The sequence below is a fragment of the Salipiger sp. PrR003 genome, assembly GCF_010500785.1.
GTDB lineage: Bacteria > Pseudomonadota > Alphaproteobacteria > Rhodobacterales > Rhodobacteraceae > Salipiger > Salipiger pacificus_A.
Genome location: NZ_JAAGOV010000070.1, coordinates 1 through 21,855, shown reverse-complemented (window position 1 = coordinate 21,855; position 21,855 = coordinate 1). Strand labels below are relative to the sequence as shown.

The 21,855-nt window shown below is 67.4% G+C and carries 19 protein-coding genes; 14 read left to right on the top strand and 5 right to left on the bottom strand.

Annotated elements, in window-relative coordinates; all coding sequences use genetic code 11:
• Positions 1-160: 160 nt before the first annotated feature.
• Both G0D83_RS24240 and G0D83_RS32570 read left to right on the top strand, forming a co-directional pair.
• Complete coding sequence (locus G0D83_RS24240) at positions 161-559, top strand: hypothetical protein (RefSeq protein ID WP_164197154.1); 399 nt, start codon at positions 161-163, stop codon at positions 557-559.
• Positions 556-678, top strand: a complete 123-nt coding sequence (locus G0D83_RS32570) for a hypothetical protein (RefSeq protein ID WP_255455863.1) — start codon at positions 556-558, stop codon at positions 676-678. The genes G0D83_RS24240 and G0D83_RS32570 overlap by 4 nt, the downstream gene beginning before the upstream one ends.
• 466 nt (positions 679-1,144) lie before the next feature.
• On the opposite strand, the gene G0D83_RS24235 is transcribed toward G0D83_RS32570, so the two are convergent.
• Positions 1,145-1,927 carry a helix-turn-helix domain-containing protein gene (locus G0D83_RS24235; RefSeq protein WP_164197153.1) on the bottom strand — a complete coding sequence of 261 codons (783 nt, stop codon included), beginning with the start codon at positions 1,925-1,927 and terminating at the stop codon, positions 1,145-1,147.
• Positions 1,928-2,025: 98 nt separating this feature from the next.
• Between G0D83_RS24235 and G0D83_RS24230 the strand changes: the two genes are divergently transcribed.
• The 10 genes from G0D83_RS24230 (at position 2,026) to G0D83_RS24185 (ending at position 12,826) form a co-directional block, all read left to right on the top strand.
• Positions 2,026-2,976 carry a DMT family transporter gene (locus G0D83_RS24230; protein ID WP_164197152.1) on the top strand — a complete coding sequence of 317 codons (951 nt, stop codon included), beginning with the start codon at positions 2,026-2,028 and terminating at the stop codon, positions 2,974-2,976.
• A gap of 592 nt (positions 2,977-3,568) precedes the next feature.
• Positions 3,569-4,627, top strand: coding sequence for an ABC transporter substrate-binding protein (locus tag G0D83_RS24225; RefSeq protein ID WP_164197155.1), 1,059 nt, complete (start codon positions 3,569-3,571; stop codon positions 4,625-4,627).
• Between the two features lie 105 nt (positions 4,628-4,732).
• A complete protein-coding gene (locus G0D83_RS24220; protein ID WP_164197151.1) occupies positions 4,733-5,614 on the top strand; it encodes an ABC transporter permease subunit in 882 nt (293 codons plus the stop codon).
• Positions 5,611-6,393, top strand: a complete 783-nt coding sequence (locus G0D83_RS24215; protein ID WP_164197150.1) for an ABC transporter permease — start codon at positions 5,611-5,613, stop codon at positions 6,391-6,393. Before G0D83_RS24220 ends, G0D83_RS24215 begins: the two co-directional genes overlap by 4 nt.
• Positions 6,390-7,436: an ABC transporter ATP-binding protein gene (locus tag G0D83_RS24210; protein ID WP_164197149.1), complete on the top strand. Its 1,047-nt coding sequence runs from the start codon at positions 6,390-6,392 to the stop codon at positions 7,434-7,436. The genes G0D83_RS24215 and G0D83_RS24210 overlap by 4 nt, the downstream gene beginning before the upstream one ends.
• Before the next feature lie 124 nt (positions 7,437-7,560).
• Complete coding sequence (locus tag G0D83_RS24205; protein ID WP_164197148.1) at positions 7,561-8,856, top strand: extracellular solute-binding protein; 1,296 nt, start codon at positions 7,561-7,563, stop codon at positions 8,854-8,856.
• A gap of 101 nt (positions 8,857-8,957) precedes the next feature.
• Complete coding sequence (locus tag G0D83_RS24200; RefSeq protein WP_108968892.1) at positions 8,958-9,929, top strand: ABC transporter permease subunit; 972 nt, start codon at positions 8,958-8,960, stop codon at positions 9,927-9,929.
• A gap of 4 nt (positions 9,930-9,933) precedes the next feature.
• A complete protein-coding gene (gene ugpE, locus G0D83_RS24195; protein ID WP_164197147.1) occupies positions 9,934-10,776 on the top strand; it encodes a sn-glycerol-3-phosphate ABC transporter permease UgpE in 843 nt (280 codons plus the stop codon).
• Positions 10,776-11,846 (top strand): sn-glycerol-3-phosphate import ATP-binding protein UgpC, encoded by a 1,071-nt coding sequence (locus G0D83_RS24190; RefSeq protein ID WP_164197146.1) that lies wholly within the window; start codon positions 10,776-10,778, stop codon positions 11,844-11,846. Before ugpE ends, G0D83_RS24190 begins: the two co-directional genes overlap by 1 nt.
• Entirely contained in the window at positions 11,843-12,826 is a 984-nt protein-coding gene (locus tag G0D83_RS24185; protein ID WP_164197145.1) for an endonuclease, read from the top strand. Before G0D83_RS24190 ends, G0D83_RS24185 begins: the two co-directional genes overlap by 4 nt.
• Here G0D83_RS24185 and G0D83_RS24180 read toward each other — a convergent pair.
• Complete coding sequence (locus G0D83_RS24180) at positions 12,823-13,245, bottom strand: RbsD/FucU family protein (RefSeq protein WP_164197144.1); 423 nt, start codon at positions 13,243-13,245, stop codon at positions 12,823-12,825. The two genes, G0D83_RS24185 and G0D83_RS24180, sit on opposite strands and share 4 nt — an antisense overlap.
• Before the next feature lie 146 nt (positions 13,246-13,391).
• On the opposite strand from G0D83_RS24180, the gene G0D83_RS24175 reads away from it, so the two are divergent.
• Both G0D83_RS24175 and G0D83_RS24170 read left to right on the top strand, forming a co-directional pair.
• Positions 13,392-13,958, top strand: coding sequence for a biliverdin-producing heme oxygenase (locus G0D83_RS24175; RefSeq protein WP_164197143.1), 567 nt, complete (start codon positions 13,392-13,394; stop codon positions 13,956-13,958).
• Entirely contained in the window at positions 13,955-16,528 is a 2,574-nt protein-coding gene (locus tag G0D83_RS24170; protein ID WP_164197142.1) for an HWE histidine kinase domain-containing protein, read from the top strand. Before G0D83_RS24175 ends, G0D83_RS24170 begins: the two co-directional genes overlap by 4 nt.
• 33 nt (positions 16,529-16,561) lie before the next feature.
• Here G0D83_RS24170 and G0D83_RS24165 read toward each other — a convergent pair whose 3' ends face one another.
• From G0D83_RS24165 to G0D83_RS24155, 3 genes are all read right to left on the bottom strand, one after another.
• The gene (locus G0D83_RS24165) at positions 16,562-17,203 is read right to left on the bottom strand and encodes a PAS domain-containing protein (protein WP_164197141.1); all 642 of its coding nucleotides are present in this window, start codon (positions 17,201-17,203) and stop codon (positions 16,562-16,564) included.
• Positions 17,204-17,361: 158 nt separating this feature from the next.
• Positions 17,362-20,745, bottom strand: coding sequence for an error-prone DNA polymerase (locus tag G0D83_RS24160; protein WP_164197140.1), 3,384 nt, complete (start codon positions 20,743-20,745; stop codon positions 17,362-17,364).
• Positions 20,742-21,855, bottom strand: a 1,114-nt coding sequence (locus tag G0D83_RS24155; protein ID WP_164197139.1) for a DNA polymerase Y family protein, incomplete at its 5' end; no start/stop codon positions are given. The genes G0D83_RS24160 and G0D83_RS24155, both read right to left, overlap by 4 nt.

The window sequence follows — 21,855 nt, the reverse complement described above, 5'->3', positions numbered from 1 at the left end:
TGATCGGAAAAGCGCGGAGTGCGGTTCATTCTCGAACGGTCGGACCGGGCACCCTGCCGCGAGAGCGGCTTAGTCCAAGTCCTGCATAGTGGGCCCTCGCCTATCGGGCGTCAAAGGTCCGGTCAGGGTCGAAATTGCTTTGAGGCTAGGTCAGGAGTGCTTGGCACGGTCGACTGGCAAGATTCATAAATCCGCATTTTCGAGTCGCCTGCGCTCGGCATTCGACAGATCACGCGCCGCTGGGCGCGCCGCAAGCGGGCAACTGCTTGCCGACGGCGGCGACCCGGAGCGCGCGCGGGCGCTGGTCAGCGACATCTTCGTCGCACATTGCGAGCGCGGGATCGAAGGGGCGGCCAGCCGTCCAATCACCATTCGCCATTGCCGACTGGACAGCGTCGCGCTGTGCGCGGCGCAGGCGCTCGACACCTCGTTGCTCTGGAGCTACCCGAGGGTTTGTTCGACGGCCATTCGTGACGGGGCGATCTCCTCCGCTTGCCGAAAGTCCGTACGCCATCCCGAAGACTTCGCGAAAACATCGGGCTGGAGGGACTTCAAGTGACGGAATTCAGTGGAAAGGTGGTTTTTGCCACCGGTGCATCGTCCTTGTTGGGGCAGGGCATCGTGCGCGTTTTCGTGGCGGCGATTGCAAAGCTGGTGATGGCGGCTGTGCGGCGATAGGCCCGGAGGCAATGGTGGATGTCGTTGCCAAGTTGATGGCATGACCCGCCTCCGATCCGGCGGGTTCCTGGCTCTGGATGTTGATCCGCGCGGTCTGCGGTCCGCCGTCGGCAGGTTCGCGATCGGTGTCACGGTCGTAACCGCGCGCTCGGGCGGTTCGTCCGCGGCAAGACCGGGCGGGGCGGTGGCGCAGGCGAAGAGCACGCCGCCGGATTCGCTCAAATAGAACGCCTTGAAATGCTGCCGGTCAATCACCGCGGTCACGTCGCAGCCCGCGCTGGCGAGGCGACCGTGCCATTCGAGCTGAACCGCGTCGCTCTCGGCGCGGAAGGATGGGACTGCCCGCGTCGAGGCTTCGCTTCGGGCAGCGAGCCGCGGCGAAGCTCGACAGGGGGACACATACACCTGGAGTTTCGCATGAGGCGCAAACTTGCGCGATGCCGGATCTCTGGGAGAAATGACCGCGCTAGCGTCCGATGAACCGCGCCGGGCTGCTGCCGGTGATGCGCCGAAACATCGCGATGAAGGCCGAGGCCGTGCCGTAGCCAAGGTCGAGCGCCACACTTTCGACGCTGGCCCCGTCCTGCAGAAGCGAGATGCCGCGGACCACGCGCACGCGCTGGCGCCATTCGCTGAGAGACATGCCGAGTTCCTGTGTGCAGCGGCGCACCAGCGTCCGCTCGCTCATCCCGAAAGCCCGGGCCAACTCGGCGGTGCTGCGCGGATCGGCCGGCGCGTCGCGCAATGCCTCCAGCACGGGGGCGAGCCGCGCATCGGTGGTTTCCGGGACAAAGCTGTCGGCCATGGAACAGGCCGCGATCTCGTCGACCATGACGCGCAGCAGGCGCGACTGCGCCTCGGTATTGGTGAACCGCGTTTCCGCGAGGCTGTCGAGGATGGCGCGCAAGAGCGGCGTCACCAGGAGCGAGCAGGTGCGCTGCGGCATGGGCGCGCAAAGGTCCTCGCTGATATAGGCCGAGAAATGCACCGCGGCGCGTCGATTGAAGCCGACATGCTCCACGCGGGGCGGGATCCAGAAGCCCATGTGCGGCGGTGCGAGCAGGTGCACGCCCGCGAGACGAAGCTCGGTAATCCCGCTGAAGGAATAGACGAATTCCCCCCACGGGTGCTGCATCACCGGATAGGTGGCATTGTCGGGCATGCTCTCGAGCCGGAAGTAGATCGGAGCGGGCAGCTGATCGTGAAATGGCGGATGGCGCAGGTGAGGCGGGCTCTGGGCGGGTGTCATGGCTGGCGGTCTGTCGCGATCGTTTGGCGTATCCGAGCTATATATATGCCATCCGCCAGAGTAGATAGGGGTCATGATTTGCCTGCCCAGGTGCCCCCATGAAACGATCCATTGATACCACCGCTTTCGCCGTGATGGTCCTGCTGTGCCTGATCTGGGGCCTGCAGCAGAGTGCCATGAAGATTGTCGCCGGCTCGGTCGATCCGATGCTGCAGATCGGCCTGCGCTCGGGTTTGGCCGCGGTGATCGTCCTGGGGCTGAGCCGGGTGTTCCTGCGCGACCGCTGGCATCGCGGGCTGTTCCTCGGGCCGGGCCTGCTTGTGGGGGTGCTTTTTGCGCTCGAGTTCCTGCTGGTCGCCGAGGGGCTGCGCTGGACCACCGCCTCGCATATGGCAGTCTTTCTCTATACCGCGCCGATCTTTGCTGCGATCGGTCTGCATGTGGCGCAGCCGGACGAGCGCATGGCGGCGGTGCAATGGGTCGGTGTGGCGATCACCTTCTTCGGTGTCGCCGCGATCTTCGTGCTGCCTGAGTTGCGCAGGCCGGGCACGGCACCAAGCGCCGGGATGCTGCTCGGCGACCTGCTGGGTCTGGGGGCGGGCCTGTGCTGGGGGATGACCACTGTGGTGATCCGAACCACCCGCATCTCCGAGGCGCCGCCGGCCCAGACGCTCTTCTACCAGTTGGCCATCGCCGGCGCGGCAGCCCTCGGCTTTTGCGCGCTGACCGGGCGGCTGTCGTTCGAGCCCACGACGCCGGTGCTGGCCAGCCTGTCGTTTCAGACGCTGATCGTCTGCAGCCTCAGCTTCCTCGTCTGGTTCCGCATGCTGCAGATCTACCGCTCGTCGCGGCTCGGGGTGCTGAGCTTCATGACCCCGGTTTTCGGTGTGGCCAGCGGGGCGCTGCTGCTCGGCGAGGCGCTGAGCTCCGAATTCCTTCTGGGAGGGGCGCTCGTGCTGGCGGGGATGATCATCGTTCAATCGCACGAGTGGATCACCGCCCGCCGCGCGGCGCGGGCCGGGCAGGGGCCGCTCTGCGGGCAGACCTGAGGCGCGAGCAGGCACCTGCGCCCTCGACGCGCTCGAGCCGGCCCGGGACGAGGTCGCAGGCGTCGGCGGCAATCGCCAGTCCCAGCTGGTCGAGCCGCTCTCGGGTTCGCGTCGCCCCGCCGTCGGAAGGATCCGGCCACTCCCGCCCCGCCGGCTCTGGGCTTGAGCGACCCGAGGCAGGAAAAGCGCTGACCAGTTTCGCCGAGCCGTCCGCGATTTGACACTGGCCCGATCTCGGCTCGGGAAGGCGAACGGTGCGGAGGAGCCATGTCAGGGAGGGGCGGCGGCAACGCGGGCCGCCTCGCTGCGTAGCCCGCAAATGTGCGAAAATATGCACAAAAATGAGCGCTCCGCGCGGAAACCTCTGAGACGTTCCTGAGAAGCTTTGCGGATCGAGAGAAGCATGGCTTGCGCGACGTCAATTTTCGGTCAACCCTCGCGCCGCGGAGTAAGCCTGAATTTTGGCTGTCATGAACCTGTCAAAAACAAATTCTACACGCGCGTCACGGCCGCTACGGCCGGGACCGGGAAACGGGGAGATACGATTGTGAAAACGAATACAAAGATTTGGCTCGCGGGTGTCGCGGCGCTGATGGCCACCACGTCGATGGTACAGGCGCAGGACCTGGCCGCGCTCGAGGCGGCTGCAAAGGAAGAGGGCATGCTGACCACCATCGCCCTGCCGCACAGCTGGTGCGGCTACGGCGACGTGATCGCCGGCTTCAAGGCGAAATACCCCGAGATCGAGGTCAACGAGCTCAACCCCGACGCGGGGTCTGCCGACGAGTTGGAAGCGGTACGCGCCAACAAGGGCAACACCGGCCCGCAGGCGCCCGACGTTCTGGATGTGGGCCTCTCCTTCGGCCCGCAAGCCAAGGAAGAAGGGCTGCTGCAGCCCTACAAGGTCTCTACCTGGGATGAGATCCCCGACGCGGTCAAGGACGCGGACGGCTACTGGTACGGCGACTATTACGGCGTGATGTCCTTCATGGTGAACAAGGACCTGATCGACACCACCCCCGAGGACTGGTCGGACCTGCTGAAGCCTGAATACGCCGGCTCGGTGGCGCTGGCGGGCGATCCGCGCGCCTCGAACCAAGCGATTCTCGCGGTGCTCGCCGCGGGCATGGCCGAAGGCGGTGCCGCCGGCAAGGACGCAGGCTCGAAGGGGCTCGAATTCTTCAAGAAGATGAACGAGGCAGGCAACTTCGTGCCGGTGATCGGCAAGGCCGGCACGCTGGCGCAGGGCGCGACCCCGATCACCATCATGTGGGACTACAACGCGCTCGCGGCCCGCGACACGCTGAACGGCAACCCGCCGGTCGACGTGGTGGTGCCGAAGTCGGGTGTCCTCGCGGGCGTCTATGTGCAGGGCATCTCGGCCCATGCGCCGCACCCCAACGCCGCCAAGCTGTGGATGGAGTATCTCTACTCCGACGAAGGCCAGAGCCTGTGGCTCAAGGGCTACTGCCACCCGGCGCGCTTCAACGCCATGGCCGCGGCCGACAAGATCCCGGCCGAGCTGCTCGAGGCGCTGCCGCCGGCAGAGAGCTACGAGGCCGCCTACTTCCCGACGCTCGACGAGCAGGCGGGCAACAAGGAAGCGGTTGTCGGCGGCTGGGATGCCGTCGTGGGCGCGAACGTCCAGTAAACCCCTGCGTCAGGGGCCCTTCGCGGGCCCTTGTGCTGTCCCGGCGCCTGCGGGCGAGCCGGGACGGGATCGTCGTTCCCAGTTTTGCCCATGTCCGGACCCCATGTGACTGATGTGACTTCCCCCCCGCCGAAGCGCCGCTGGCGCCCGAGCCTGACATGGCTGGGCCTGCTGCCCTTCGCGCTGTTCATCCTGCTGTTTCTCGTGATGCCGACGATGAAGATCGTTCTCGGGGCCTTCCAGCGCGCCGACGGCAGCTTCACCTTCGAGAACATCGCCGGGCTCTTCACGCCGTCGATCCTCTCGTCCTACTGGATCTCGATCAAGATCTCCGTCGCCTCCTCGGCCTTCGGCTGCCTGATCGGTTTCCTGATGGCGGCGGGCATGGTTCTGGGCGGGTTGCCGCGGGGCATTCGCTCGCCGCTGATGACCTTCTCGGGGGTGGCGTCCAACTTTGCCGGGGTGCCGCTGGCCTTCGCCTTCCTCGCGACGCTTGGACCGCTGGGGCTGGTGACCGTTTTCCTGCGCACCGAGTTCGGCATCAACCTGCGGGCCATGGGGTTCAACATCCTCAGCTTCTGGGGGCTGACGATCACCTACCTCTTCTTCCAGATCCCGCTGATGATCCTGATCATCACACCGGCGCTCGACGGGCTGAAGCGCGAATGGCGCGAGGCGGCGTCCTGCCTTGGCGCCAGCGGCGCGCAATACTGGCGCATCGTGGCGCTGCCGATCCTCTTCCCGACCATCCTCGGCACCTTCGCGCTGCTGTTTGCGAACGCCTTCGGCGCCGTGGCGACCGCCATCGCGCTCACCGGCAGCTCGCTCAACATCGTGCCGATCATGCTGTTCGCGCAGATCCGCGGCGACGTGCTGGGCAACCCGCACCTCGGCTACGCCATGGCCTTCGGGATGATCCTCGTCACGGGCCTCGCCAACGTCGTCTACATCGTGCTGCGCATCCGCTCCGAGAGGTGGCTGAAATGACCAAAGCCGCGTCCTGGGCCATCCTGCTTCTGGGCCTGACCTATTTCATCCTGCCGCTCGTCGGCATGGTCGAATTCTCGCTGTCGATGCGACGGGGCGAATACAGCTTCGACGCCTATGCCGCCGTGCTGGCCGACCCGCAGTTCCGCGAGACCTTCTCCTATTCGGTGGTGATGGCGCTGCTGACCATCGCCTTCGGCATCCTGCTGGTGGTTCCGACCGCCTTTTGGGTGCGGCTGAAACTGCCGCGCCTGCGGCCGCTGGTCGAGTTCGTCACCTTGTTGCCGCTGGTCATCCCGGCCATCGTCACCGTCTTCGGTTACATCCGGCTCTACAACACCTCGAGCTGGCTGCCCCTCACCGGTTCGATCTTCGGCACCAACCTGCTGCTGATGTTCGGCTACGCCATGCTGTCGTTGCCCTACATGTACCGCGCCGTGGACACCGGGCTGCGCACCATCGACGTCGCCACGCTGACCGAGGCGGCGCAGAGCCTCGGGGCGGGCTGGGTCACCATCATCGTCAAGCTGATCCTGCCGAACGTGCTGGTCGCCGTGCTCTCGGGCTCCTTCGTGACCTTCGCCATCGTCATGGGCGAGTTCACCATGGCGGCGCTGCTCAATCGTCCGGCCTTTGGGCCCTACCTGCAGCTGATGGGGGCCAACAAGGCCTATGAGCCTTTTGCGCTCGCCACCATCGCCTTCATCATCACCTGGGCCTGCATGGGGCTGATCCAGCTGGTCACCAGATTCACCAAGCACGACAAGGCGGGCCGATGAGCTTCCTGACGATTTCCCACCTGGAAAAGAGCTTCGGCGTCACCCGCGTCGTGAAGGACTTCAACCTCGAGGTCGAGAAGGGCGAGTTCATCTCGCTGCTCGGGCCGTCGGGCTGCGGCAAGACCACGGTGCTGCGCATGGTGGCGGGCTTCGAGACCCCGAGCGCCGGGAACATCACTATCGAGGGGCGCGAGGTGTCCAGCCTCAAGCCCAACCAGCGCAACATCGGCATGGTGTTCCAGGCCTATGCGCTCTTCCCCAACCTCACCGTCGCACAGAACGTCGGCTTCGGCATGCGGGTCAAGGGCGCGCCCGCGCGCGAGATCGCCGCACGGGTCGAGGAAATGCTGGCGCTGATCGGCCTGCCGGAGCTGGGCAGTCGCTACCCGTTCCAGCTTTCGGGCGGGCAGCAGCAGCGCGTGGCGCTGGCGCGCGCGCTCGCTCCCAAGCCGCAGGTGCTGCTGCTCGACGAGCCGCTCTCGGCGCTCGACGCCAAGGTGCGGGTCAGCCTGCGCAACGAGATCAGGACGATCCAGCGCGAGCTTGGTATCACCACCATCTTCGTCACCCACGACCAGGAAGAGGCGCTGTCGATGTCCGACCGCATCGTGGTGATGCACCAGGGCGTGGCCGAGCAGGTGGGATCCCCCTTCGAGGTCTACAACACGCCCGCCACCCGCTTCGTCGCCGGCTTTGTCGGCACGCTCAACACGCTCGATGCCAAGGTGCTCGACCCCTCGATCGGCCGGGTGAAACTGGGTGAGAACGAGATGACCTTGGGCCGCGCAATCCCGCCGGGCGAGGCGCTGCTGGGCCTGCGCCCCGAGATGCTGCGCCTAGGCGCGCATCCGGGCGAGGCGGCGCTCACCGGAAGGATCACCGAGCTCGACTTCCTTGGCTCGGTCATCCGGCTGCGCATCGATCTGGGCGGGCAGCCGCTGGCGGTGGATCTCTTCAACACCACGCGGCAGGCGCCGCCGAAGGTTGGCGAGATTGTCTCGCTGGCGCTCAATCCCGCGGACGCGCTGGTGATCGGGGCGTAGGCGCTGCCGCTCGGTGCGTTGGCAGCTCGCACCGGGCGGAACGTCATGCAAACGTCATCGGGCGGTATCACGACCGTCACAGATTGCGCTTACCCCGACGCCGAACAAGAACGGGGGACACCACATGTTCAAGACAACCGGAGTCGCGATCGGCTCGATGCTTCTCGCCTCGACCGCCTTCGCCGCCACCGACATCACCTGGTGGCACGGCATGGGCGGCCGCAACGGCGAGGTCATCAACGAGATCTCGCAGCAGTTCAACGCCGCGCAGGACCAGTGCCACCTCACCCCGATCTCGAAGGGCACCTACGAAGAGGCGCTTTCTTCGGGCATCGCCGCGTTCCGCTCTGGCGAGCAGCCGAACATCCTCCAGGTGTTCGATGCCGGCGCCGCGACGATCATCGCCGCCAAGGGCGCGACGATCCCCGCCGAAGACCTGATCAAGGGCGCGGGACAGGAGTTCAACCGCGAGCACTTCATCGCCGGCGTCCGCAACTTCTACGCCGACAGCGAGGGCAAGTTTATCGGCATGCCGTTCAACTCCTCGGCGCCGATCATGTATTTCAACAAGGCCGCCTTCGAAAAAGCCGGCGTGCAGCCGCCGAAGACCTGGGAAGAGTTCGAGCAGGTCGCACCCAAGCTGAAGGAAGCCGGCTACCTGCCGATGACCGCCTCGCAGCTGACCTGGATGATGGTCGAGAACTTCAAGTCGCGGAACAACCAGCAGTTCGCCACGAACAACAACGGCTACGACTCCGCGCAAGGCACCGAGATCATCGTCAACGACGAGAACCAGGTGATGATGTTCGAAAAGCTCAAGGCATGGGCCGACGAGGGGCTTTACGGCTTCTACGGCGCCGGCTGGGCCGACAACCTCAAGCCCTTCGAAGAGGGTGAGGCGGCGATGTGGATCGGCTCCTCGGGCAGCTTCGGCGGCCTGCAGAAGTCGGCGGATTTCGACTTCGGTGCGGTCTTCATGCCCTATTGGGACAGCATTGAGGGCGCCGGCACCCAGAGCTTCATCGGCGGCGCGGCGCTCTTCGCCATGGCCGGCAAGCCGGAAGAGCAGAACACCTGCACGGCTGAGTTCTTCTCCTTCCTGACCTCGCCGGAAACGCAGGTCTACTGGCACAAGAACACCGGCTACGTGCCGATCACCGAGGCCGCCTACGAGATGGCCAAGGGCGAGGGCTACTACGACGAGCAGCCGGTGGCCGAGGTCGGCATCCAGCAGCTGATGCTGGAGGGCGGTGAGTGGTCGAAGGGCTACCGCCTGGGCTTCTACCCGCAGATCCGCACCGTGATGGAACGCGAGTTCAACCGCATCTTCTCGGGCGAGACCGAGGTGAAGGCGGCCTTCGACACCATCCAGACCGAAGGCAACGCGCTGCTCGCGCGCTTCGCCAAGACCGCCAACTAAGGACCGGCCCCGCCGAGTTCCGGGGTCCCGGGCGTCCGCCCGGGGCCCCGATGCCATTGCCGCGCCGCGCGGCGGCGCCTTTCCCGATCAGGACACAACCCGTGACCGATACCCCGCTCAACATGGTGGAGGCCGACCAGACGCTGGTCATGCGCCTCCGCGCCTGGTGGTCCGGCGAGACCGCCAATCCCGCCAAGCGCGTGCAGTTCGACCGCCCGCTCACCCCCTGGCTCTTCCTGCTGCCGCAGCTCGCGGTGGTGGTGATCTTCTTCTACTGGCCTTCAGTGCAGGCGGTGACCTCCTCCTTCTATCTCGAAGACCCTTTTGGCTTCGGCTCGACCTTCGTTGGGATGGAGAATTACACCGACGCGCTGAACAGCTCGGAATACCTTGGCACAGCCGCCTTCACGGCCTTTTTCTGCGTGGTCGTCACCGCGCTGGCGCTGAGCATCGGCCTCTTGCTCGCGGTCAAGGCCGACAAGGTGATCCGCGGCGCCGAGAGCTACAAGACGCTGCTGATCTCGGTCTATGCCATCGCGCCGCCGGTCGCCGGGCTCATCGGCATGATGTTCTTCGACATGCACATGGGGCCGCTGAAGGATCTCGCGGCCTGGTTCGGCTACGACCTGAAGGTCGGCATCAACTACTGGGACACCGCCACGGCGCTCATCGTGATCGCCGTGTGGAAGCAGATCCCCTACAACTTCATCTTCTTCCTGTCGGGGCTGCAGTCGGTGCCTGTCTCGGTGCGCGAGGCGGCGCTGATCGACGCGCAGTCGGGCTGGCGGCGGTTCTGGGACATCACCCTGCCGCTTCTGGCACCCACCGCCTTCTTCCTGCTGGTGATCAACATCACCTACACGATGTTCGACACCTTCCCGATCATCGACGTCATCGTGAAGGACAAGCCCGCCAACAACCCGATGACGCTGGTCTACAAGGTTTATCTCGACGGGTTCAAAGGCAATGACATCGGCGGCAGCTCGGCGCAGTCGGTGATCCTGATGGGCGTCGTGGCGCTGCTGACCGTGCTGCAGTTCCGCTTCCTCGAACGCCGCGTGCACTACGGATGACCCCATGCAGAAGATAAAACCCTTCGACCACCTGATCCTCATTCTTGGCGTGCTGTTTCTCTGCGCACCGGTGGTGATGGCGCTGATGTCCTCGACCCATGCGGCGATCGACATCCACTCCAACGGCCTGTCGCTGCTGCCCGGCGGCAATGGTGTAGAGACCTACACCAAGGTGCTGACCCACAAGGGCGGCTTCACCGGCGACGTCACCGGCCTTTTGATGCTGCGCAACTCGCTGATCATGGGGCTCGGCTTCGCGGTGGGAAAGATCGCGCTGTCGATGATGGCCGCCTACGCGCTGGTCTACTTTCGCTTCCGTTTCGCGACGCTGCTCTTCTGGGCCATCTTCGCGACGCTGCTGCTGCCGCTGGAAGTGCGGATCATGCCCTCCTATCAGGTGATGTCCGAATTGCACCTGCTCAACACCTACACCGGACTCATCGTGCCGCTGCTGGCCTCGGCCACGGGCACCTTCTTTTTCCGGCAGTTCTTCCGCTCGGTGCCGGATGAGCTCTTGGAGGCGGCGCGGATCGACGGGGCAGGGCCGGTGAAGTTCTTCATCGACGTGCTGGTGCCGCTGTCGAAGACCATGATGGCGGCGATCTTCATCATCATGTTCATCTACGGCTGGAACCAGTACCTCTGGCCGCTGCTGATGACCACAGACGAGAGCTTCTACACGCTCATGCGCGGCATCAAGTCGATCCTGCAGGTCTGGGTCGGCAGCCAGATCCCCGATTACAACGAAGCCTTTGCCCTCGCGGTGCTGGCCATGATCCCCCCGGTAGCGGTGGTGGTGATCTTCCAGCGCATGTTCATCAAGGGCCTGACGGAAAGCGACAAATAATGGCTGAACTTACTCTCAGGTCGGTCGGCAAGACCTACACCGGCGGCGTCGATGCGGTCTCGGACGTGACCATCGACATCGCGGACGGCGAATTCATCGTTCTGGTCGGCCCGTCGGGCTGCGGCAAGTCCACGCTGCTGCGCATGGTCGCAGGGCTCGAGACGGTCACCCGCGGCGACGTGCATATCGGGGGTCGGCGGGTCAATGACCTCGACCCTGCCGAGCGCGACATCGCCATGGTGTTCCAGAACTATGCCCTCTACCCGCACATGAGCGTGCGCGACAACATGGCCTACGGGCTCAAGAACCGCGGCGAGAGCAAGGCGGTCATCGAGGAGCGCGTCGCCGAGGCGGCGCGGATGCTCGAGCTTGGCCAGTACCTCGACCGCAAGCCGCGCGCGCTCTCGGGCGGGCAGCGGCAGCGAGTGGCCATGGGCCGCGCCATCGTGCGCCAGCCCGCGGCCTTTCTCTTCGACGAGCCGCTGTCGAACCTCGACGCCAAGCTGCGGGTGTCGATGCGGATGGAGATCCGCAAGCTGCAGCAACGGCTCGGGACGACCTCGCTCTACGTGACCCACGACCAACTCGAAGCGATGACGCTGGCCGATCGTTTGGTGGTGCTGAACGGGGGTCGCGTCGAGCAGATCGGCGCGCCGCTCGAGGTCTACCGCAAGCCCGCCTCGACCTTTGTCGCCTCCTTCATCGGCGCGCCCGCCATGAGCCTTCTCGACGCCTGCATCGAGGGCGGTCGACTGCTGCTCGAGGGGCAGGCGCTAGCGACGCTCGGCAATGCGCCGGGACCGGTCACGCTTGGCCTGCGCGCAGAGGATCTGCGCATCGCCGCGGCCGGCCTGCCGATGCGGGTGGACTACGTCGAGGAACTCGGCGCGCAGCGCGTCATCCACGGCATGGTCGGTGATCAGGCGCTGGCGGTCACCGACGCGCATGACGCGCCGCTCGGCCCGGAGGTGCGGATCGCGGTCGATCCCTCGAAGCTGCATCTCTTCGACGCGCGCACCGGGCGCCGGATGGACAAGCGGCTGGAGCTCATCGCCGAGCCTGCGCAATGATCCGCGAAACCACTGTCGCGCTGCCGGTGCCCGGGCCCGACGACCTGGCCATCGACGCATTGCCGCGTGAGGTCGCGGTGCACGATGCGCATATGGCCACGGTGCCCGGTATGGGTCTGATCGAGGTCGGGGGGGCGGCGCCGGACACCCCCCTCGCGCTGCCGCTCACCGTCGGCGCCTGGAACCTCGAGCGCTGCCTCTTCCCCGAGGCCTCGGCGGCCCATGCCGGCGACTGTGACCTTCTGCTGCTGTCCGAGATGGACCATGGCATGGCGCGCACCAAGCAGCGCAACACGACTGCCGTCATGGCGGCGGCGCGGGGCATGGCCTATGCCTACGCGGTGGAGTTCCTCGAGCTGGGGCTCGGCTCGCCCATCGAGCGCCAGTTCTGCGACGACGCGCACAACGCGCTTGGCTACCACGGCAACGGGCTCTTGGCGCGCGGCGTGCTGCACGCGCCCTTCGCGCTGCGGCTCTGGGGCAGGCGGCAATGGTTCTTCGATGACGAACAGCCGCGGCTCGGCGAGCGCATCGCGATGGGCGCCCGGATCGAGACCGCCGAGGGGCCGTTCCTCGCCGTCTCGACCCATCTCGAAAGTGCCTGCGGCCCCGCGCACCGCGAAGCGCAGGTGGCGGGGCTGATCACGGCGCTGGATGCCGCGTTCCCCGGTCTTCCGGTGCTGATCGGCGGCGATCTCAACACCGGCAACCACGCGGGCGGCGACTGGCGCGCGGAGGGGCTCTTCGACGTCGCCCGCGCCGCGGGCTACAGCGTGCACGGCGGGCCGGAGGACCAGACGACCACCCGCCCGAGCCTGATCACCCGCTGGCCGGAAAGGGCGATGAAGCTCGACTGGTTCCTTGCGCGGGACCTCCGCCTTGGCCCGGTGGAGATCCGTTCTTCGCTCGGGCCGGACGGCACACCACTTTCGGACCACGACCTCGTCGTCACGCGGATCGAGGGGCTTGCGGGCCGCTAGGCCCGCAGCACGCCTTTCTTGAGGATGAGGTTGGCGTAGAGCCGCCTTTCTCCTGTGGCGACGACCGCATAGGCCTGCTCTGCGCGATCGTAGAAGTCGAAGCGGTCGATCTGCGCAACCGTCACCGGCTTGCCCTCGGCCGCTGCAAGGAGGCGGTCGAAGTCGTCGAAGATCTCGGGCCGCCCGTCGGGGCAGGCCATGACCGCGGCGGGGGCCGCGACGAAATCGTCGAGCGGGAAGAGCGACAGGATCGCCTCTGCGGCGCGGTCGATGCCGATCCCGGGCAGGCGCACCAGCCGCTGCGCGGCCCGCGCGGCGGGGAAATTGGCGTCGACCAGGACGATCTCGTCGCCGTGGCCCATGTCGCTCAGGATGGCGAGAAGCTCGCCGGTCATCAGCGGGTCTATGGTCTTTAGCATGGTGTTCTCCGGCAGCACTGTGTCTGTCGCAGGCGACAGCAGGACGCTCTGGGGCGCAACCGGAAAATTCTACGCGCCACGGAACCAACCCGCTCGCCGGGCGTTATACGGCATCGGGACAGAACAGAGACAGTAGGTCAGGCCGGGTGAAGGATATTGTAGACGACCGGGAGGTGCTCCGGGACAGCAACCTGAGGGATGCGCTGCGCAACGCCACCTCCGGCCCGCACCAGCGTTTGGACGTGGAGCTTTCCCGTCTGGACCTGACAGACGACCAGGACCGCCGGGCATTCTGCATGGTGCAGAGGCGCGGTTTTTCGCGTCTGGCCGAGGCCTGCGGCTGGGATGCCGCCGAGGCGACCACCGCATTGCGCGACACGCTCGAGGCGCTCGACGACGATCTCGGCTCGGCGCCCGCGTCGGGACCGGGCCTAGACCTGCCGCTTCACCGCGACGCGGTGGCCTATCTGATGCTTGGCTCGCAGCTCGGCACGGCGGTGCTGCGCCGCCGCTTGCCTGAACCGCCCCATCGCGGCTTCTTCGCGCTGACTGGCGATCGCGGCGCCTGGCGGGCCTTCTGCCAGCGGCTTGCCACGCAACCGGTCGATGGCCCCGAGGCGCAGCGCGTGCTGCGCGACGCCATCCGCGCCTTTTCCATCTTCGAACACGAAGCACGCGCGCTCCTTTCGGCGCCTGCCGACGGAGCACTATGAACGATTCCTTCATCTCGACCGATACACCCGTTGACCTGACCAACTGTGATCGCGAGCCGATCCATCTTCTGGGCAACGTGCAAAGCTTTGCGGCGCTGGTCGCGATCTCGGCGGATTGGATCGTGCAGCACGTCTCGCGCAACGCCGGGGCGCTGCTCGGGCTCGACGCCGAGGAGATCACCGGCCGGGTCTTCTCGGACCTGCTGCCGCGCGAGACCGTCGCGAAGCTGCGCGAGAAGCTCGGCGGCACCAGCCACGAGAATTCCGTGGCCCGGCTCTTTGGATTCGACGTCTTCGGCGACGGGCGGCTCTTCGATGTCAGCGCGCATCAGTCCGGGTCGAGCTTCATCTTCGAGTTCGAACCCAAGCTCCGCGAGGGCGCGCATGACGAGCTGGCGCAGGTGACCCCCATGCTGCGGCGGCTGTCGGCGCAGGGCGACCTTGCGGGTGCCTCGGAGGAGGCCGCGCGGCAGCTCCGTGCGCTCACCGGTTTCGACCGCGTGATGGTCTATCAGTTCGGCCCCGAGGGTGACGGCACGGTGATCGCCGAGGCCAAGGATGGCAACGACTCCGAATCCTACCTCGGCCTGCATTTCCCGGCGTCGGACATCCCCCGGCAGGCGCGGGCGCTCTACAAGCGCAGCCTGCTTCGGCTGATCGCCGACGTTGACGACGAGGTTTCTCCCATCGTGCCGCCGCAGAGCCCCGAGGGGCAGCCGCTGGACCTGTCGCTGGCCATGTCGCGGGCGGTTTCGCCGATCCATCTTGAATACCTGCGCAACATGAGCGTGCGCGCGTCGATGTCGGTGTCCATCGTCATCCGCGGAGAGCTCTGGGGCCTCTTTGCCTGCCATCACCGCGCGCCGCTGCACGTGGACTACGAGCGCCGCACCGCCGTGGAACTCTTGGCGCAGTTCTTTGCCTACGAGCTGGAACGTCAGGAGGCCAAGGCGGCGAGCGAAACCGTCGGCCGGGCACAGCGGCTGCACGACCGGCTGATGATGCAGATCAGCTCGGGAGCGGGCCTGGTGGCGAGCTTTCCCAGCATCGCCCATGAAATCGGCAAGGTGATCCCGCATGACGGCATCGCGCTCTATTCCGACGGGGCCTACGTCATGCAGGGCAGTGCGCCTTCGAAAGAAGAGTTCCAAACCATTGCGCGGTTCCTCAACACCGCCGCCGCCAGCCGGGTCTATGCCACCGACAGCCTCGGTGCGCGGCTGCCCTCCATGGCGGCGCTGACGGAAGAGTGCGCGGGCATCCTCGCCATTCCGGTCTCACGCACGCCGCGCGACTACCTCGTGCTCTTCCGCTCCGAGGTGGTGCGGCAGGTGAAATGGGCGGGCAATCCCAACAAGCCAGTCGAGGTCGGACCGCTGGGCGCGCGCCTCACCCCACGCAAGAGCTTCGAACTCTGGAAGGAAGACGTGGCGGGCCGCTCCGAGAGCTGGTCACCGACCGTGCTGAAGGCCGCCGAGGCGATCCGGGTGACATTGCTCGAGGTGGTGCTGAAACTCTCGGACGAGGTCAACGCCGAGCGCAAGCGGGCGCAGGACCAGCAGGAACTGCTGATCGCCGAGCTCAATCACCGGGTGCGCAACGTGCTGGGGCTGATCCGCTCGCTGGTCGGCCAGTCGCGGCAGTCGGCGCATACGATCGAGGAATTCACCGCCGCGGTCGACGGGCGCATCCACGCGCTGGCGCAGGCGCATGACCAACTGACCTCGACACAGTGGCAGCCGGTGGCACTGCGCGAGCTGTTGGCGGTCGAGCTTGGCGCCTATATCTCGGGCGAAGAGCACCGGGTGTCGGTCACTGGCACGCCGGTGCTGCTGGCGCCCGACGCCTTCTCGACGATGGCGCTGGTGCTGCACGAGCTGGTCACCAACTCGGTCAAATACGGCGCGCTGTCGGTGCCCGTGGGTCGCGTCGACGTGGCCGTCGAGCGGCTGCCCGACGGGCTGGTGCGGATCGGCTGGGCGGAAAGTGGTGGCCCGGTGGTGCGCGCGCCCGAGCGGCGCGGCTTCGGCACCACGATCATCGAGAAATCCATCCCCTTCGAGCTGAAGGGCAGTGCCGAGGTGCATTTCGAAGTGACCGGTCTACGCGCCGAGTTCCTGCTGCCCGAGCGCTACGTGAGCGACGCCCCCGAACAGGCGCCGGCCAGCGTGCCGGAGCCGAAGGTTGCGGCGCGGGAAGCCGAAGGCCTGACGGGCGTCGCGCTGGTGGTCGAGGACAACATGATCATCGCCATGGACGCGGCCGACATCCTGTCGGACCTCGGCGCCGGGACGGTGCTCACCGCCTCCTCGGTGGCCGAGGCGCTGCGGATCATCGACGCGCATCCGATCTCGGTGGCGGTGCTCGACGTGAACCTCGGGTCCGAAACCAGTCTGCCCGTCGCCGAGATGCTAGCGCGGCGAGATGTGCCCTTCGTTCTGGCAAGCGGCTATGCGGGGCAGTCCGATTGGCTGTCGCGCTTTCCCAGCGCGCCGATGACCAGCAAGCCCTTCACCATCGAGACGCTGTCCAAGGCAGTCGGTCGGCTCATCGGTCGGGCAGAGGGCTAGCAGACCGGCGCGCAGACTGGCAAGCGGCGCGGCTCAGGCCGCCGCGCCGTCGCTTGCGATGTCGTTGATCTGTCGCCGCAGGCTCTCCAGCGCCTGCGCGGCCTGGAACCCGGCCTCGCTCAGCGCTTCGGCCAGCGCATCGGCGCGATCCTGATCCACGCCGCGGCGCAGGATGTTGGCGGCACTGGTCGAGACGGCGGTGAGATTGCTCAGCGTGTGAAAGAGCTCGTCGAGCGAGCCGACCATCTTGCGATCCCCGAAGTCCCGGTCGGCGCGCGCGCCGTCGTGCGTGGTCCCCGATATGAACGAGGACAGGGCAAGCACGCGGGTGACATGGCCGTCCTCCCGGTCGAGCGGCACGATCTCCACGTCCCAGGTGCTCTCGCCCCCGCGCTCTTGGCTGAAGGTCCCGGTGAAGCTGGCGGGCTTGCCGTCGAGGGCGTTGGCCAGGGCTGCCGCGGCCTTTTCGCGTTCCGCGCCCTGCCAGAATTCGGTCCAGACCTGTCCGCAGATGGCCTTCGCGTCTGTGTTGAGCAACTCGAGCCCGCGTCCGTGGACGGCGAGCACCTCGCCGTCGCGGCTGAGGACCGTGGCACAGACCGTGGTGCGCTGCGCGAGATAGCCCATCACCGTGGTGAGGGCCGCGGTTTCAAGGGTGCTTTTGGCTTGAATCATCGCGCGATCCGGGCTGGGGCAGATTTACGTTTTGTTAACATTTCGGATCGCTAATTTATCGGACCCTGCACCACATGTGCAATTCTGAACTTGTGGCAACGGTTAATTCTGGTCGTTGATGTGGCCGTCTGCCCGGGTCCTCTGTGCCCCTGCGCGCGTCAGTGGAAGTCGCGGCTGGGGAAGAGCTTCTTGGCCTGCTCGCGGGGATGATGTGCGGCGCTGCCGCGGCGGCTGCCGCCTGCCGGTCGACGGGTCTCATCGGCGCGGCCGTCGTTGCTCTGGATCGGGCCGAGCACGGGCACCGCCCCGCCGAGATCGAAGAGCAACTCCGACAGGTCCTCGACCGTCTCGGCGATGAGATGGGTCACCACGCCCTCGCGCTCGAGCCGCCCGGTGACGCGCAGCAGCCGTCCCGCGATTACCGCCTTGCGGAAGGTCTCGTAGATCTTCGTCCAGACCACCACGTTCGAGGTGCCGGTTTCATCCTCCAGCGTCAGGAAGATCACCCCTGAGGCGGTGCCGGGGCGCTGGCGGGTGATCACCAGCCCGGTGACGGTGATGCGGTGGCGGTGGGGCACCTTGTCGAAGGCGCTGTGCGGCAGGCTTTCCGGCAGGCGCGGGCGCAGCAGCTCCATCGGATGGGCGCGCAGCGACAGGCGCAGCGAGAGGTAATCCTCGACCACCTCCTGCCCGAGCGTCATCGCGGGAAGGATCACGTCGGGTTCAATGCCGCCCTCGCCATCTCCGCCGAAGAGCGGCAGCGGTTTCGGCGCCTGCAGCGCCTTGGCGGCCCAGAGCGCGTCGCGCCGGGTGAGGCCGAGCGCAGCAAAGCCGTCGCCCTCGGCCAGCCGCTCGAGCGTGGCGGGTTTCACCCCGGCGCGGCGCCAGAGGCTTTCGACATCCGGATAGCCGTTGGCCCGTGCCGCGACGATCCACGCCGCGTCCTCCTCGCGCAGCCCCTTGATCTGGCGCAGCCCGAGCCGCAGCGCGAGGCTGCCATCGGGGCGGCGTTCGAGCGTGTTGTCCCACTCGGAATGGTTCACCGAGACCGGCCGCACCTCGACGCCATGTTCACGCGCGTCGCGCACCAGCTGGGCGGGGGCGTAGAACCCCATGGGCTGCGAGTTGAGCAGCGCACAGGTGAAGATCGCCTGATGGTGCTTCTTCAGCCAGGCCGAGATATAGACCAGCCGCGCGAAGCTGGCGGCGTGGCTTTCGGGAAAGCCGTAGCTGCCGAAGCCCTCGATCTGGGCAAAGCAGCGCTCGGCGAAGGCCCCGTCGTAGCCCCGGGCCAGCATCCCCGACACGAACCTGTCGCGAAAGGCGCCGATGGTGCCCATGCGCTTAAAGGTGGCGAGGCTGCGGCGCAGCCGGTCGGCCTCGGCGGGGGTGAAGCCGGCGGCGACCACGGCGATCTGCATCGCCTGTTCCTGAAAGAGCGGCACGCCGTAGGTGCGGCCCAGCACCTCCATCATCGCGGGGCCCAGATCCTCGACCGGCTCCTTGCCCTGGCGGCGGTTGATGAAGGGATGCACCATGCCGCCCTGGATAGGGCCGGGGCGCACGATGGCCACTTCGCACACCAGATCGTAGAAGCACTGGGGCAGCATCCGGGGCAGGAAGTTGAGCTGCGCCCGGCTTTCCACTTGGAATACCCCGATGGCATCGGCGCGGCAGAGCATGTCGTAGACCGTGCCGTCCTCGGCAGGGACATTGGCCAGCGTCCAGCGCTGGCCGCGGTGCTCCACCAGAAGGCCAAAGGCCTTGCGGATGCAGGTCAGCATCCCCAGCGCGAGGATGTCGACCTTCAAAAGCCCCAGCGCGTCGATGTCGTCCTTGTCCCATTCGATCACCGTGCGGTCGTCCATCGCCGCGTTCTCGATCGGGCAGAGCTCGTCGAGCCGCCCGTGGGTGATGACGAAGCCGCCGACGTGCTGCGAGAGGTGCCGGGGGAAGCCGATGATCTCCTCGATCAGCTTGGCGGTCATCAGCACCCGGTCATCGGTGGGATCGATCCCGGCGTCGCGCATGCGGTCCTCGTCCGGGGCGCTCGACGACCAACCCCAGATCTGCCCCGAGAGCCGGGCGATCACGTCTTGGCTCAGCCCCATCACCTTGCCGACCTCGCGGATCGCCGCGCGCGAGCGGAAGTGGATCACCGTGGCGGTCAGCCCGGCGCGCTCGCGCCCGTAGCGCTCGTAGATCCACTGGATCACCTCCTCGCGCCGCTCATGCTCGAAATCGACGTCGATATCGGGCGGCTCGCCGCGTTCCTTCGAGATGAAGCGCTCGAAGATCAGCGTGATGCTCTCGGGGGGCACTTCTGTGACGCCGAGCAGGTAGCACACGACAGAGTTGGCCGCCGAGCCGCGCCCCTGGCACAGGATGCCGCGCGAGCGGGCGAAGGCGACGATGTCGTGCACCGTCAGGAAATACGAGGCGTAGCCCATCTCGCCGATCAGCCGCAGTTCCTTTTCCACCCGGTGCACGATCTTCGGCGGCGGACCCGAAGGGTAACGCCAGTGCAACCCTTCACGCGAGAGCCGGGCGAGCCGGTCCTGCGCCGGCTCGCCGTTTTGCGCCTCGTCCGGGTACTGGTAGCGCAGCTCGTCGAGGCGGAAGGCGCAGCGATCGGCGATTTCGACCGTGCGGCGTAGCGCGGCGGGGTAGCGGTGGAAGAGCCGGGCCATCTCGTCGCCGGACTTCAGCCGCCGCTCGCCGTTGGTCAGCCGCCGGGTGCCGATATTGTCGATGGTGCAGCCCTCGCGCAGGCAGGTCAGCACGTCGGCCAGCGGGCGGCGGGCCGAGCGGTGCATGAGCGCATCGCCCACCGCCACCAGCGGCAGGCCGGTCTGCTGCGAGAGCTGCGCCAGCCGGTCGAGCCGGATCTGATCGCGCCCGTCGTAGACCGGCGCGGCCCCGAGGAAGCTACGCCCGGGGCAGCGGCGTAGCATCTCGCGCAGCTCGGCGTCGGGGTTTGCACGGGGAGCGTCGGGCTCCAGCGGGTCTGGCGGCAGGGCGATGAGGATCATCCCTTCGCAGGCGGCGTGCAGGTCGGCGCGGGTGAGGTGGCACGCGCCTTTCTCCGCCCGCCGCTTGCCCAGCGACAAGAGCCGCGTCAGCCGCGCCCAGGCGGCGATGTCGCAGGGCAGGGCGAGCCAGTGCAGCGCGCTGTCGGTCAGCACCAGCCGCGCGCCCGCGATGAGCCGGGGCAGCGGCTGGTCCGGGGGCAGCAGCGGCGCGGCCCCCGGCGGCACCTGCGCCACGCGCTGGCGGCTCGACGGATCGGTCAGCGATTGCGAGCGGATCGCCGGGGCCTCGCGCGCCGCCGCCTCCGCGGCCTCGCGCGCCTCGCCCTGCAGCCGCTCCAGTTCCTTCAGCGCCGAAAAGGCGCGCACCACCCCGGCCACCGAGTTGCGGTCGGTGATGGCGATCGCCTCGAGTCCCAGCTCGGCGGCACGGGTGACCAGCTCCTCGGGGTGCGAGGCCCCGGTGAGGAAGGTGAAGTTGCTGGTCACGCAAAGCTCGGCATAGGGGGTCATGCAAACTCCCCCTGCACGAACCAGTCCTGCGCGCCGCCCGCGTTCCAGCCCGCCACCTGCGGGGTGTGGAACAGCCAGAGCCGCGGCCCTTCGCGGGTTTCGATCCGCCAGTAGTCCCGGATCCCTGCGCGCCATGCGGGATCGTCGAACCACCACTCAGGGGCGATGCGTTCCGGCCCGGTGGCGCGCAGGGTGGAAAAACGCATGTTGCGCCAGCGGAACTGCGCGGGGGGATGGCCGGGCTGCGCGCCGCGCGCACCGCTGACCATCTCGGGCGGAAAGAGGATCTGCGGTCGCGGCGGGCCACGCCGGGGCGGCGCCTCTTCTGCGGTGCTGTAGGCAGCGGGGGCGATGAGGAAGCTGCGCTCGGGGATGGTGCTGTCGGCGGGCAGCATGCGCTGCACGGCGTCGAAGCCGAGCCGGTTGCCGAGCCGCGAGACGAGATCCGCCAGCGCATCCTCGCTGCGCAGCTTCGGGCGGCCCGGAGTGCTGCCATGGCCCAGCTGCTCGGGCGGCAGCTTTTCCGTCACCTCGGCGCAGAGCCGCAGCGCGTCGATGCCGAAGCCGGCCTCGACCTCGCCCACGCCCTTCTCGAAGAGCGCGGCGATGCGGGCGGGGTCGCGCATGGGGCGGGCGAGGCCGACCCGCACATGGGCGGTCTCGCGGTCGACGCGGCGCAGCTCTAGCAGCACCCGCCGCGCGCCGTGCTGGTGGTGGGTGAGCTGGGCGCAGAGCCGCTCGAGCAATCGCGCGAGGCCGGCCATCACGTCCTCCTGCAGGCCGATGGGCTCGGGCAGGGTCATGCGCACGCCGAAATGCGGCGCCTCGCGTTCGGCGTCCACCGGCTCGGGCTGGGTGCCGAGCGCCTGATCGAGCCGGGTGATCAGCGCCGGGCCGAAGCGCTTGGCCAGCGGCGCGCGGGGCAGGTGGACGAGATCGGCGATGCGGGTCAGCCCGACGCGGCAAAGCGTGGCGGCGGTCTCGTGGTCGATGCGCAGGGCCGAGACCGGCAGCGGTCCCAGCCCCTCGGCCAGCGCGCCCTCGGGCAGCACCCCGCCGCCGTGGCGGGCCAGCGCGTGCGCCGCGCCCCGGGTGCCGGCGATGGCGCTC

Excerpts from the sequence above, each read along its gene's own strand:
- G0D83_RS24235 (WP_164197153.1), bottom strand. The coding sequence starts at position 1,927 with ATGACACCCGCCCAGAGCCCGCCTCACCTGCGCCATCCGCCATTTCAC.
- G0D83_RS24230 (WP_164197152.1), top strand. The coding sequence starts at position 2,026 with ATGAAACGATCCATTGATACCACCGCTTTCGCCGTGATGGTCCTGCTG.
- G0D83_RS24225 (WP_164197155.1), top strand. The coding sequence starts at position 3,569 with ATGGCCACCACGTCGATGGTACAGGCGCAGGACCTGGCCGCGCTCGAG.
- G0D83_RS24215 (WP_164197150.1), top strand. The coding sequence starts at position 5,611 with ATGACCAAAGCCGCGTCCTGGGCCATCCTGCTTCTGGGCCTGACCTAT.
- G0D83_RS24210 (WP_164197149.1), top strand. The coding sequence starts at position 6,390 with ATGAGCTTCCTGACGATTTCCCACCTGGAAAAGAGCTTCGGCGTCACC.
- G0D83_RS24205 (WP_164197148.1), top strand. The coding sequence starts at position 7,561 with ATGTTCAAGACAACCGGAGTCGCGATCGGCTCGATGCTTCTCGCCTCG.
- ugpE (WP_164197147.1), top strand. The coding sequence starts at position 9,934 with ATGCAGAAGATAAAACCCTTCGACCACCTGATCCTCATTCTTGGCGTG.
- G0D83_RS24190 (WP_164197146.1), top strand. The coding sequence starts at position 10,776 with ATGGCTGAACTTACTCTCAGGTCGGTCGGCAAGACCTACACCGGCGGC.
- G0D83_RS24185 (WP_164197145.1), top strand. The coding sequence starts at position 11,843 with ATGATCCGCGAAACCACTGTCGCGCTGCCGGTGCCCGGGCCCGACGAC.
- G0D83_RS24180 (WP_164197144.1), bottom strand. The coding sequence starts at position 13,245 with ATGCTAAAGACCATAGACCCGCTGATGACCGGCGAGCTTCTCGCCATC.
- G0D83_RS24170 (WP_164197142.1), top strand. The coding sequence starts at position 13,955 with ATGAACGATTCCTTCATCTCGACCGATACACCCGTTGACCTGACCAAC.
- G0D83_RS24165 (WP_164197141.1), bottom strand. The coding sequence starts at position 17,203 with ATGATTCAAGCCAAAAGCACCCTTGAAACCGCGGCCCTCACCACGGTG.
- G0D83_RS24160 (WP_164197140.1), bottom strand. The coding sequence starts at position 20,745 with ATGACCCCCTATGCCGAGCTTTGCGTGACCAGCAACTTCACCTTCCTC.